An 11,806-nucleotide genomic window follows, 5' to 3' on the forward strand; every position below is an offset into this window, starting at 1 on the left:
GGCGCTGCGTCCCTCCGGGCGGAGGGGCGGTGGCCCCCTCACACCTTTTCCATCTTATAGCCCAGCCCCCACACCACCTTGATATACCGGGGGTTGGCCGGGTCGATCTCAATTTTCTCCCGCAGGTGGCGGATGTGGACCGCCACCGTGTTCTCCGAACCCAGGGAGGGGTCGTTCCACACCAGCTCGTAGATTTGGCTGGTGGAGAACACCCGGCCGGGGTTTTTGATCAGCAGCAGGAGGATGTTGTACTCCAGGGGGGTGAGGCTCACCGGCTCCCCGTCCACCGTCACCGACTTGGCTCCGTCGTCCAGGGCGATGCCCCCGTTGATGAGCACCCCCGGGTCCCCTGCCGGTCCGCCGCCTCTCTTGCCTCCCAGGCTGGTGTACCGCCGCAGCTGGCTCTTCACCCGGGCGATCACCTCGATGGGGTTGAAGGGCTTAGTGATATAGTCGTCCGCCCCGATGTTCAGGCCCAGCACCTTGTCTGCGTCCTCGCTCTTGGCGGTAAGCAGGATGATGGGTACGTTGCAGCTCTCCCGCAGCTTGGCGGTGGTGCGGATGCCGTCCAGGCCGGGCATCATCACGTCCAGCAGGATCAGGTCCACCGGATTGGCCTGGGCCAGCTGGAGACACTCCAGCCCGTCATAGGCCTTCAGGGTGGCAAAGCCCTCGCTGGACAGGTAGATGTCCAGGGCGGATACAATGTCCTTGTCGTCGTCGCAGATCAGAATGGTATTCATAGCCTCACCTCATACCGTGGTCACAGTTTAGCGGAAAGAAATTAAGTTCTGGCGGGGAAATGTTTTAAGAGTGCTTTAAGACCAGGAACATTTTACCCCACTTCCCGTCTAAAAAGCAACCGAAGAAAAAGGAGGGCCTTTTATGAAACGTAAGCTGCTGGCGCTGCTGCTGCCCCTGGCCCTGCTGGCCGGGTGCGGCGCCAACCCATCCGCTCTCCGGGTGGCGGGGGCGGTCAGTCTCATCCCCGAGCACGAGGCGGGGGACAAAGGGGATTTTCAGACTCAGCCCCAGGCCGACGCCGCCATCGGGAATCTGGGTGCCAACCTGCTCCGGGCGGTGCGGCGGCCGGGGGAAAATACCCTGCTCTCCCCGCTGTCGGTGACCCTGGCCCTGTCCATGACGGCCAACGGGGCGGCCGGGGACACCCGAGCGGAATTTGAGGCCCTGCTGGGGGCGGATGTGGACGCCCTTAACGAAAACGCCGCCTCTCTCCTGGCCGATTACCTGGCCCTGGAGGGGAGCACCCAATCCGCCATCGCCAACTCCCTGTGGGTGGATGAGATGCTGACGGCCAACGACCTGTTTCTGGAGCGGTGCGCCGCTTTTTATGAGGCGGGGGTCTACCAGGCCGACCTGGGGGCAGAGCGGACCCGAAACGCGGTGAATGACTGGATCGACCAGGTCACCCGGGGCATGATCCCCCAGATGCTGCAAAAGCCCCTGGCGGAGGATACCGCCCTGCTGCTGGTCAACGCCCTGTGGCTGAAGACCGCCTGGGCGGACGAGTTTGACCCCAACGACACCGATACCCACCCCTTTACCGCCGCCGACGGCACGGTGACCGATACCGACTTTCTCTCCAACGGCGTGCGGACCGAGGGGCATTTTCGCACAGAAACCGCTGCCGGGGTGGTACTGCCCTATGACGACGGGCGGCTGGTCTTTGTGGCGGTCCTGCCGGACGGGGAGCTGGATAGCTGGCTGGAGGAGCTGGACGGGGAGACCTTTTCCCATCTGCTGGAGTCGGCGGAGGACACCCTGGTGTACCTGCGTATGCCCAAGTTTGAGGCGGAGTGGGGCGGCAGTCTCTCCCGCGCCTTGAAGGAGCTGGGGCTGGAGTCCGCTTTCGACCCCAGCCAGGCCGACTTCTCCGCCCTGGGGAGCGTGGAAGGAGGCCTGCCCCTGTTTGTCAGTTCCGTGGACCACCGGGCGAAGATCGAGGTGAACGAGAAAGGCACCGAGGCCGCCGCGGCCACGGTGGTGGCCGTGCCGGCGGGAGCGCCTGCGGAGCCGGTGGACCCGGTGGAGCTGTGCCTGGACCGGCCCTTCTGCTACGCCGTGGTGGACCTGGAGCGGGGGGTGCCCCTGTTCCTGGGCACGTTTGAAACGGTGGAATAACGGGAATATTTGTGGTATCTTGAGGAGAAAGGGGGGAGGGCCATGGTGCTCTGGCTTGGAACAGGAGAGGCATACGGGCTATTGGCGGAGCTGCTGGCGGCCGAATACGGCTTGCCCGGACTACCGGAGCTGGAGCGGCAGGCGGGGGACAAGCCCTTCTTTCCCCACCGGCCGGACCTCCACTTCAACCTGAGCCACAGCGGAGACCTGGCCCTGTGCGGGGTGGGGGCCGCCCCTCTGGGGGTGGATCTGGAGATGGTCCGGCCCCGGCGGGCCGGTCTGGCCCGGTATATCTGCTCCCCGGAGGAGTACGCCTGGTATGAGGAATTGGGGGGAGACTGGGAGAGCCTGTACACCATTTGGACCCTGAAGGAGGCCCGGGTGAAATGTACCGGAGAGGGCCTGCGGCAGCGCCCCGAGACCATCGCCGTGCCCCGGCTCGGCCCCGGCCAGACGGGGGAGCTGGAAGGGCTTATCTTCCGCTCTTACGCCGGGAACGGCTGGCGGGGAGCGGTCTGCTGCGTTCCCCCGGAGGAGCCGCCGGAGCGCATATTGGAACACCATCCATAAAATGTTTCTTTTTCTTAATTTCTTTTTAAGAAACTGGCTCTGGTTTTCTAAAGAAAGCTCCTTTATACTAGAGCTGTAAGCTAGGAAAGGGAGGGGAACACCGTGAAAATCCTGATTCTGACCGGAAAATTCGGCATGGGCCACTGGTCCGCATCCATGTCTCTGCGCCAGCAGCTGCTGCGGGCGTTCCCCGGCGCGGAGGCGGAGGTGCTGGATCTGATCGCCTACACCAGACCCAACAGCTCCGAGGCCATGTACCGCTGGTTCAACCTGCTGGTGACCCAGGGCAGCGGACTGTTCAACCTCTATTATAAGCTCACCGAGGACCTGCCCGCCGGAGACTGGCGGCTGTTTGAGGAGCAGGAGATGGACCGGCTGGAGGAGCTGCTGGCCGACCGGCAGCCCGACGCGGCCATCGCCACCCACCCCATTTGCGCCCGGATGATGTCCCGCTGGAAGAAGGAGACCGGCAGCGCCCTGCCCCTTATTACCTGCGTCACCGATCTGTCCAGCCATTCCGAGTGGATCCACAAGGGCACCGACTGCTACCTGGTGGGCTCGGAGGAGATCAAGGAGAAGCTGGCCGCCAAGGGGGTGGACCGGGAGATCATCTGCGTCACCGGCATCCCGGTGCGCCTGGAGTTCAAGCGGCCCGGCCGGCGGCGGGCGGACGGACAGCGGCGGCTGCTCATCATGGGGGGCGGCCTGGGGCTGATGCCCCGGAAGGACTCCTTCTACGAGGCCCTTAACGCCCTGCCCAATGTGCGCACCACCATCATCACCGGCAGCAACCAGAAGCTGTACGACCGCCTGGCGGGCAAGTATCCCAACATCGAGGTGCTGGGCTTCACCGACCGGGTGTATGAATACATGGCCGCCTCCGACCTGGTGCTCACCAAGCCCGGCGGCATCACCATGTTTGAGAGTATTTTTTCCGAGCTGCCCATCCTGGCCTGGGAGCCCTTCCTGGAGCAGGAGAAGAACAACGCCCGCTTCCTGGTGAAGCGGGGGATGGGCCGGGTGGCGTCCAAGGAGCCGGAGGCCTGTCTGGAGGCCATTCGGAATCTGATCTATAACGATGTGGCCCTGGCGGCCATGTCGGCCCGGATGCGGGCCATGAAATCCCGCCTGGAGGAGGAGAGCCTGAACCGGGTGCTCTCCGGCCTGGCGGCGGAGAAGGGAGTGCGGGTAGGATGAGCAAGCGGAAAAGTCTGCTGGGCATCGGCATGATCCTGGCGCTGATGGCCCTCACCGGCTATCTGCTGCTGAAGGACCTGTCCCCCGGCAAGCTGGCCGGCGCTCTGGCTCAGGTCCGGCCGGGCTGGCTGGTGCTGGGCCTGGGCCTGATGCTGGCCTTCGTGGGGTGCGAGGCCATGTGCTCCCGGCTGATCCTGGGCCGACTGGGCCACAAGACCTGTTACCGCCGCTGCCTGGGCTATTCCTTTGTGGGCTTTTACGTCAGCGCCATCACCCCCTCCTCCACCGGTGGACAGCCCGCCCAGGTCTACTATATGTCCAAGGACAACATCCCCGCCGCCCACGGGGCCCTGAACATGATGCTCATTGCCGTGTGCTATCAGGTGACGGTGGTGGGCTATGCCCTGGCGGTGGTGCTCTCCCATTTCTCTCTGGTGTCCAACCTGGGGGGTGGACTGATGCTCCTGCTGCTCTACGGCGCCCTGGTCAACGGGGTGCTGACGGCGGGGATGCTCTGCCTCATGTTCCTGCCCAACGCCGCCCGCAAGCTCACCGGCGGGGTGCTGCGGCTGCTGGTGCGGCTGCGCCTGGTACGCAACGAGACCGCCGCCCGGGAAAAGCTGGAGCGGCAGCTGGCCGAGTACCGCCGGGGAGCGGAGTGCGTCAAGGCCAACCCCGGCCTGGTGCCCGTGCTGCTGGGGCTGAGCTTCCTCCAGCTGACCGCCCTGTTTGCCGTGCCCGTGATGGTGTACTACGCCTTCGGCCTCACCGGCAGCAGCGCGGTGAGCATCATCTGCACCCAGGCGCTGGTGACCCTGGCGGTGTCCAACCTGCCCCTGCCCGGGGCGGTGGGGGCCTCCGAGGGGGGCTTTGTCACTGCCATGGCCCTGTTCTTCGGCCCCGCCCTGGTGACCCCGGCGGTGCTGGTGTCCCGGGGGATCAGCTTCTACGCCTTCCTGCTGGTCAGCGGCGTCATCACCCTGGCCGTCCACCTGCGCTCCCGCCGGAAAAGGCAGGTGGAGCTCTCTCCTAGACTGCCCCGGCCCGCCCGGGGAACGGTAACCACATAAGCGCCCTCAGTTTACGCCCCGGCGGGGAATCTCTCCCACCGGGGCGTTTTTGTGCTTGTGCCGGGGGCGGAGGTGTTTTATAATGTCAGCAGAAGAAACGGAGGAGGCTGGGAGTATGCACTATCTTGGCATTGATCTGGGCGGCACCAACGTGGCGGCCGCCGTTGTGGACAGGGAGGGAACCATCCTGGGTAAGGTCAGCCTGCCCACACCCCGGACGGGCGCCGAGGCCGTGGCCGACCAGATGGCCGCCGCCGCCCGGGCCGCGGCGGAAAAGGCCGGGGTGCCGCTGGAGCAGGTGGAGTCGGTGGGCATTGGTTCCCCTGGTACCATCGAGCCGGAGCAGGGACTGATCAGGTTCTGGTCCAACCTGAATTTTGTGGATGTGCCCCTGGGCGGGCTGATGGAGGCGCGCCTGCACAAGAAAATTTATCTGGAGAACGACGCCAACGCCGCCGCCCTGGGCGAGTATGCCGCCGGGGCGGGCAAGGGCAGCCAGTCCATGGTGGCCATTACCCTGGGCACCGGCGTGGGCGGCGGCGCGGTACTCAACGGCAAGCTGTACACCGGCTTCAACTACGCCGGTATGGAGGTGGGCCACTTCGTCATCGAGTACGGCGGCCGGCTGTGTACCTGTGGCCGGAAGGGCTGCTTTGAGGCCTACTGCTCCGCCACCGCCCTCATCAAGCGCACCCGTGAGGTGATGGAGGAGCATCCCGACTCCCTGCTGTGGCAGCTGGCGGGGAGTCTGGAGGGGGTTGACGGCCGTACCCCCTTTGACGCCGCCGCCCAGGGGGATGCCGCCGCCGGGAAGGTCATTGACGAGTATGTGAACTACCTGGGCTGCGGGGTGGCAAGCCTGGTGAACATCTTCCAGCCGGAGGTGTTCTGCATCGGCGGCGGGCCCTCCGCCCAGGGGGAGACCCTGATGGCTCCGGTGCGCTACATCCTCAACCGGGAGGACTACGCCCGCAACAGCGTCCGCCGCACCCGGCTGGTGCGGGCCGCCCTGGGCAACGATGCCGGCATCATCGGCGCGGCCCTGCTGCCCCTGTTCCGCTGATGCAAAAGGACCCGCCTTCTGGCGGGTCCTTTTTGCGCTAATCCACCGGGACGTAGCCCTCGCAGGGGTCGGGATCAGCCTCCCCGCCGTCCTCTCCCGGCAGGGGGAGAAACAGCAGGGACAGCCCGAACAGGGCCCCCGCCAGGGCCGCCCCCGCCTCCAGCTTGTGCTCTTCCAGCCAGGGGCGGTAAGGCTCCAGGGCAGACAGCCTGCCCGCCGCCCCCAGCAGGGCCGCCGACGCTCCGGCGCACAGCAGCAGCCGGGTAACGGTCTTTTTCTGGTCCGGTTTCCATTCCATAGGCGAACCTCCTTTGTACCCATGTATAGCGGGGGACAGGACCGGGCAGACCGGATATGTCTGCGAATAACGAAAGAAATTTGTTAAAATACGAAAAAATTGTGAGGAAACCGTTAAGATTTTCCTGCCGCCCTTGTCCACAAGCGGCAAATCCAGTATAATGCCTACAAAAGACCACGAAAAGACAGAGGCGGAAGCATGGCAAAGAAACAACTGCGCCGGACAGAACCGGCTCAACCGGCCCAGCGTACCCGGCGGGAGGTCCCCCAGGTGACGGCGGACCCGGAACAGGGACTGAACCTCTCCCAGGTGAAGGAGCGGCAGCACCACGGCTGGGCCAACGACCCGGTGGAATCCCCCACCAAGACGGTGGGGCAGATCGTGCGGGAGAACTGCTGCACCTTCTTCAACTTCATCTTCATCGTGCTGGCCGCCCTGCTCATTGCGGTGGGGTCCCTTGACGATCTGCTGTTTCTGCTCATCGCCCTGGCCAATACCGGCATCGGCATCATCCAGCAGCTGCGCTCCAAGCAGACGGTGGACAAGCTGAACCTGCTGTCCGCGCCCCGGGCCAACGTGGTGCGGGAGGGAAACGTAATGTCCATCCCAGCGGCCCAGCTGGTGCGGGACGACGTGGCGGAGCTCTCCTCCGGGGAGCAGATCCCCGCCGACGCCACCGTTCTCTCCGGCCAGGTACAGGTCAACGAGGCCCTCATCACCGGCGAGGCCGACGCCATTGTGAAAAATCCCGGGGACCAGCTGCTCTCCGGCTCCTTCGTGGTGGCCGGGCGGTGCCGGGCCCGGCTGGACCGGGTGGGAGCGGACTCCTACGCCGCCAAGCTTACCCTGGAGGCCAAAAAGGACGTCACCGTGGGCAAGAGCGAGATGATGTCCTCCCTGGACAAGCTTATCCGCATCATCGGCATCCTGCTGGTGCCCATCGGGGTGGCACTCTTCGTCAAGGAGTACTTTTTCCTGGAGCGCACCGCCCAGGAGGCGGTGGTGTCTATGGTGGCCGCCCTTATCGGCATGATCCCCGAGGGGCTTTACCTGCTGACCAGCGTGGCCCTGGCGGTGAGCATGATCCGCCTGGCCCAGGGCAAGGTGCTGGCTCAGGACATGAACTGTATTGAGACCCTGGCCAGGGTGGACGTGCTGTGCGTGGACAAGACGGGCACCATCACCGAGCCCCACATGGAGGTGGGGGAGGTGGTGTACCTGGATCAGGAAAAGTACGCCGAGACGGTGGTCACCGAGACCCTCAACGCCTTCTACAAGGTAATGGAGGCGGACAACGACACCGGCCGGGCCATGCAGAAGAAGTTCCACGGCACTTCCACCTGGCACGCCGCCCAGACCATCCCCTTCACCTCGGCGGCCAAGTGGAGCGCCGCCGTGTTCCCCGGCCACGGCTCCTTTGTGGTGGGAGCCCCCGAGTTCATCATGGGCCAGCGGTACGCCGACCTGAAGGAGCAGGTGGAGCCCTGGTCCGCCAAGGGCTACCGGGTGCTGCTGGTGGCGGAGTACGACGGGGTGCCAGACCAGCAGCGGGGGCTGGATCCCCGGCGGGTGTCCCCCATGGCCCTGGCCATGCTGGCCAACCGGGTGCGCCCGGCGGCCCCCAAGACCTTCCGCTACTTTGCCGAGCAGGGGGTGGCGGTGAAGGTGATCTCGGGGGATAACCCGGTGACGGTGGCCGAGGTGGCCCGTCAGGCGGGCATCGAGGGGGCGGACAAGTATGTGGACGCCGCCACCCTCCGCAGCGACAGCGACATCGAGCGGGCGGTGCGGCACTACACCGTGTTCGGCCGGGTGACCCCCAACCAGAAGCGCAAGCTGGTGCGGGCTCTGCAGAATCAGGGCCACACCGTGGCCATGACCGGCGACGGCGTCAACGACGTGCTGGCTCTGAAGGACGCCGACTGCGGCATCGCCATGGCCTCCGGCGCCGACGCCGCCTGCCACGCCGCCCAGCTGGTGCTCCTCAACTCCGACTTCTCCGCCATGCCCCGTGTGGTGGCCGAGGGGCGGCGGGTGATCAACAACATCCAGCGGGCCGCCGCCCTCTATCTGGTCAAAAATATCTTCTCCTTCTGCCTGGCGATCATCTCCCTGTTCGCCACCGTGCCCTACCCGGTGACCCCGCTGCAGCTCTCCCTGCTCAGCGCCGTCACCATCGGCGTGCCCTCCTTTTTCCTGGCCCTGGAGCCCAACCACAGCCTGGTGAAGGGGAACTTCCTGGCCAACGTGTTCCGCTCGGCCCTGCCCGGCGGGCTGGCCGACCTGATTGTGGTACTGGGGGTGGAGGCCTTCTACCTGGCCTTCGGTTTCACCACCGACGAGCTGTCCACCATCTCCGCCATCCTGCTCATCGTCATGGGTATTCTGGTGCTCTATCAGGTGTGCAAGCCCTTCGACTGGAAGCGGCGGGTGCTGTGGGGGGCCATGGCGGGCTCCTCGGCGGTGACGATCCTGTTCTTCGGCCAGAACTTCGGCCTCAGTCCCCTGGAGCTGCAGCCCTTCCTGGTGCTGTTGGTGTTCCTGGGCCTGTCCTACTCAGTATTCAAGCTGATGCTCAACCTCTTTGAGCTGGGCAGCGCCCTGCTCAAACGGGGAAAAAGCCTGCGGGGAAGGAGGCGGAAGGCATGACCCTGCGGCCCTACCGCCCGGAGGACTGCCCCGCCCTGGCGGAGCTGTTTTATCACACCGTCCACACCGTCTGCGCCCGGGACTACACCCAGCCTCAGCTGGACGCCTGGGCGGACGGCCGGGTGGAGCTGGCGGCCTGGAATGCCTCCTTCCTGGAGCACACCACTCTGGTGGCGGTGGAGGGCGAGACCATTGTGGGCTTTGCCGACCTGGCGGCGGACGGCTACCTGGACCGGCTGTACGTCCACAGGGATTGGCAGCGGCGGGGGGTGGCCTCCGCCCTGTGCGACGCCCTGCCCGGGGCCAGGGTGACCCACGCCTCCCTTACCGCACGGCCCTTTTTTGAGCGGAGAGGCTGGCGTGTGGTGCGGGAGCAGCAGGTGGAACGCCATGGCGTGCTGCTGACTAATTTTGTCATGGAGTGCTGAAAAAGTGCCGTGGAACGGGTTCCACGGCACTTTTTGCCCGGCTCTACCGCTGGTCGGTTGCCAAAACGACCCAGCGGCGTTACCATGGCGGCAGGAAGGAGGCCGGTACGATGTATGAGATTGACCGGGAGGCCTTTGGGGCCTTCCTGGCGAGGCTGCGGAAGGAAAAGGGCCTGACCCAGAAGGAGCTGGCCCAGCAGCTCTATGTGTCCGACAAGGCGGTGAGCAAGTGGGAGCGGGGGCTGAGCCTGCCCGACATCTCCCTGCTCACCCCCCTGGCGGAAATTCTGGGGGTGACGGTGACCGAGCTGCTCCGGGGGGAGCGACTGGAGGAGCAGACCCTGCCGGTGGAGCAGGTGGAGGAGCTGGTGACCGGCTCCCTGGAGCTGTCCGGCGCCCAGCGAAAACAGAAACGGCAGAACCGGAAACGGCGGGGGCTGCTGCTGGCCCTGTCCGCGGCCCTGACGCTGGTGGAGCTGCTGGCCCTGCGGTGGGCGGGCTTCTCCTGGCCGGTGCTGTGGAATGAGCTGGGGGTGGTGGAGGGGCTGTGCCTGGGCTTTGGCGCCTGGGTCTGCCTGCTGGCCCCCGACGTGCTGCCCGCCTACTACGACCAGAACCACATCAGCTCCTTCAGCAGCGGACCTGTCCGGCTGAATCTGGCCGGCGTCCGCATCAGCAACCGGAACTGGCCCCATCTGATGGGGGCGGCCCGGTGGTGGCTGCTGGTGACGCCGGTGGTATTCCCCCTGCTCTACCTGGCCATCCAGTGCTTCGTCCCCGGACTGTGGACGGCGGGGCGGCTGTGGCTGACGCTGGCGGCCGCTCTGGGCCTGTTCGTGCCCATGATCATCGCCGGGAAACGGTATGAATAGGCCTGCAAAAATGGGAAAATTTTGTCCAACTTGTGTGAAAAAAAGAGAATCCATCTGATTTGCCTTTACTTTTTATCAGCAGGTTGCTATAATAACCAGGAAACAACTGAAAGCACTTGCAGCCGCGGAGAACCGCATCAGGGGAAGCCGGTGAAAATCCGGCGCAGTCTTACCTCTACTGTAAGCGTGGACAAAGGCGCACGAGCCATTGGCCCTCCCAAGGGCTGAGAAGGCGCGCCGGAGAAGGAAGCGCAAGCCAGGAGACCCACTGCAATGTCGTTTGCGTAACTCTGAGGTGGAGAGTGCGGCAGGACACAGGCACAATGGCCCTCCCTCATAACGGGAGGGCTTTCTTTTTGGTAAGGAGGGCGGTATGGCGAAACTGGAGGTCTACCTCCCGGTGGGGAGAGAGCGGCTGCGCTGCGGCTATACCACCGGCACCTGCGCGGCAGCGGCGGCCGCCGGAGCGGCCCGGTTGCTGCTCACCGGCGAGAGCCTGCCCGCCGTGCGGGTGGATACCCCCGCCGGCATCACCGTGGAGGCCGAGCTGCTGGAGCACGCCGCCGGGCCGGACTGGGCCGTCTGCGCCGTCCGCAAGGACGGGGGCGACGACCCGGACGTGACCGACGGGACGCTGATCTGCGCCAGAGTGGAGCGGACGGATGCCCCCGGCGTCACCATCGACGGCGGCGCGGGCGTGGGCCGGGTTACCCGGCCCGGCCTGGACCAGCCGGTGGGGGCGGCCGCCATCAATTCCACCCCCAGGCGGATGATCACGGCCATGGTGGAGGCCGTCATGGCGGCGGCGGGCTATACCGGCGGGTTGGCGGTGACCATCTCGGCGCCCCAGGGGGAGGAACTGGCCGGGCGCACCTTCAACCCCCGGCTGGGCATTGAGGGGGGCATCTCCATCCTGGGCACCAGCGGCATCGTCCGGCCCATGAGCGAGGCCGCCCTGATCGACTCACTGTATTTGGAGCAGGATATGGCCAAAGCCGCCGGGGTGAAAGATCTGCTGATGACCCCCGGCAACTACGGGGATTCCTTCGCCCGGCAGACGCTGGGCCTGGACCTGACCCACCGCTGCACCTGCAGCAACTACTTGGGAACGGCCATCGACCACGCCGCCGGGCTGGGCTTTGCCTCCCTGCTGCTGGTGGGCCACCTGGGCAAGCTGATCAAGGCGGCGGCGGGGAGCATGAACACCCACTCCCGGGTGGCCGACGGACGGCGGGAGACCCTCACCGCCCACGCCGCCCTGGCAGGGGGAGGGCCGGAGCTGCTCCGGGCCCTGTTTGACAGCCCCACCACCGACGCGGGCGTGACCCTGCTGCAGGAGGCGGGCCTGCTGGAGCCGGTGATGGCCTCCATCGCCCAGGCCCTGGAGGAGCAGCTGAAGCGCCGGGCGGGTCCGGCGCTGGAGATTGAGGCGGTCTTTTTCTCCAATCAATATGGTATTTTGGGAAAAACATCGGGGGCGGACCGGCTGCTGGTCCTCCACCGGGTATAGGAGGAGC

General features: G+C 65.6%; 11 protein-coding genes and 1 riboswitch. Of the genes, 9 read left to right on the plus strand and 2 right to left on the minus strand.

Going from position 1 to position 11,806, the window contains the following annotated elements:
* Window positions 1–38: 38 nt before the first annotated feature.
* Complete coding sequence (locus B5F88_RS00145; protein WP_087340975.1) at window positions 39–743, minus strand: response regulator transcription factor; 705 nt, start codon at window positions 741–743, stop codon at window positions 39–41.
* Between the two features lie 142 nt (window positions 744–885).
* Between B5F88_RS00145 and B5F88_RS00150 the strand changes: the two genes are divergently transcribed.
* From B5F88_RS00150 to B5F88_RS00170, 5 genes are all read left to right on the plus strand, one after another.
* On the plus strand, window positions 886–2,142 hold the full coding sequence (locus B5F88_RS00150; protein ID WP_087340976.1) for a serpin family protein: 1,257 nt from the start codon (window positions 886–888) through the stop codon (window positions 2,140–2,142).
* 42 nt (window positions 2,143–2,184) lie between these two features.
* On the plus strand, window positions 2,185–2,712 hold the full coding sequence (locus B5F88_RS00155; protein WP_087340977.1) for a 4'-phosphopantetheinyl transferase superfamily protein: 528 nt from the start codon (window positions 2,185–2,187) through the stop codon (window positions 2,710–2,712).
* Between the two features lie 102 nt (window positions 2,713–2,814).
* Window positions 2,815–3,909 carry a glycosyltransferase gene (locus B5F88_RS00160; protein ID WP_242959567.1) on the plus strand — a complete coding sequence of 365 codons (1,095 nt, stop codon included), beginning with the start codon at window positions 2,815–2,817 and terminating at the stop codon, window positions 3,907–3,909.
* Entirely contained in the window at window positions 3,906–4,979 is a 1,074-nt protein-coding gene (locus B5F88_RS00165; RefSeq protein WP_087340978.1) for a lysylphosphatidylglycerol synthase transmembrane domain-containing protein, read from the plus strand. The genes B5F88_RS00160 and B5F88_RS00165 overlap by 4 nt, the downstream gene beginning before the upstream one ends.
* A gap of 115 nt (window positions 4,980–5,094) precedes the next feature.
* Window positions 5,095–6,042 carry an ROK family protein gene (locus tag B5F88_RS00170; protein ID WP_087340979.1) on the plus strand — a complete coding sequence of 316 codons (948 nt, stop codon included), beginning with the start codon at window positions 5,095–5,097 and terminating at the stop codon, window positions 6,040–6,042.
* A gap of 37 nt (window positions 6,043–6,079) precedes the next feature.
* Here the strand turns inward: B5F88_RS00170 and B5F88_RS00175 are convergent, their stop codons facing one another.
* The gene (locus B5F88_RS00175) at window positions 6,080–6,340 is read right to left on the minus strand and encodes a hypothetical protein (protein ID WP_087340980.1); all 261 of its coding nucleotides are present in this window, start codon (window positions 6,338–6,340) and stop codon (window positions 6,080–6,082) included.
* A gap of 198 nt (window positions 6,341–6,538) precedes the next feature.
* On the opposite strand from B5F88_RS00175, the gene B5F88_RS00180 reads away from it, so the two are divergent.
* From B5F88_RS00180 to cbiD, 4 genes are all read left to right on the plus strand, one after another.
* Window positions 6,539–8,989: a cation-translocating P-type ATPase gene (locus B5F88_RS00180; protein ID WP_087340981.1), complete on the plus strand. Its 2,451-nt coding sequence runs from the start codon at window positions 6,539–6,541 to the stop codon at window positions 8,987–8,989.
* Window positions 8,986–9,417, plus strand: a complete 432-nt coding sequence (locus B5F88_RS00185) for a GNAT family N-acetyltransferase (RefSeq protein WP_087340982.1) — start codon at window positions 8,986–8,988, stop codon at window positions 9,415–9,417. Before B5F88_RS00180 ends, B5F88_RS00185 begins: the two co-directional genes overlap by 4 nt.
* 110 nt (window positions 9,418–9,527) lie before the next feature.
* Window positions 9,528–10,289, plus strand: coding sequence for a helix-turn-helix domain-containing protein (locus tag B5F88_RS21225; protein WP_087340983.1), 762 nt, complete (start codon window positions 9,528–9,530; stop codon window positions 10,287–10,289).
* Window positions 10,290–10,391: 102 nt separating this feature from the next.
* Window positions 10,392–10,577, plus strand: a riboswitch (cobalamin riboswitch).
* Window positions 10,578–10,662: 85 nt separating this feature from the next.
* Window positions 10,663–11,799, plus strand: coding sequence for a cobalt-precorrin-5B (C(1))-methyltransferase CbiD (gene cbiD, locus B5F88_RS00195; RefSeq protein ID WP_087340984.1), 1,137 nt, complete (start codon window positions 10,663–10,665; stop codon window positions 11,797–11,799).
* The last annotated feature ends 7 nt before the right edge of the window (window positions 11,800–11,806 follow it).

This window comes from Flavonifractor sp. An306 (genome assembly GCF_002159455.1).
Taxonomy (GTDB): domain Bacteria; phylum Bacillota; class Clostridia; order Oscillospirales; family Oscillospiraceae; genus Flavonifractor.

Excerpts from the sequence above, each read along its gene's own strand:
- cbiD (WP_087340984.1), top strand. The coding sequence starts at position 10,663 with ATGGCGAAACTGGAGGTCTACCTCCCGGTGGGGAGAGAGCGGCTGCGC.
- B5F88_RS00170 (WP_087340979.1), top strand. The coding sequence starts at position 5,095 with ATGCACTATCTTGGCATTGATCTGGGCGGCACCAACGTGGCGGCCGCC.
- B5F88_RS00180 (WP_087340981.1), top strand. The coding sequence starts at position 6,539 with ATGGCAAAGAAACAACTGCGCCGGACAGAACCGGCTCAACCGGCCCAG.
- B5F88_RS00150 (WP_087340976.1), top strand. The coding sequence starts at position 886 with ATGAAACGTAAGCTGCTGGCGCTGCTGCTGCCCCTGGCCCTGCTGGCC.
- B5F88_RS00175 (WP_087340980.1), bottom strand. The coding sequence starts at position 6,340 with ATGGAATGGAAACCGGACCAGAAAAAGACCGTTACCCGGCTGCTGCTG.
- B5F88_RS00155 (WP_087340977.1), top strand. The coding sequence starts at position 2,185 with ATGGTGCTCTGGCTTGGAACAGGAGAGGCATACGGGCTATTGGCGGAG.
- B5F88_RS21225 (WP_087340983.1), top strand. The coding sequence starts at position 9,528 with ATGTATGAGATTGACCGGGAGGCCTTTGGGGCCTTCCTGGCGAGGCTG.
- B5F88_RS00165 (WP_087340978.1), top strand. The coding sequence starts at position 3,906 with ATGAGCAAGCGGAAAAGTCTGCTGGGCATCGGCATGATCCTGGCGCTG.
- B5F88_RS00145 (WP_087340975.1), bottom strand. The coding sequence starts at position 743 with ATGAATACCATTCTGATCTGCGACGACGACAAGGACATTGTATCCGCC.
- B5F88_RS00185 (WP_087340982.1), top strand. The coding sequence starts at position 8,986 with ATGACCCTGCGGCCCTACCGCCCGGAGGACTGCCCCGCCCTGGCGGAG.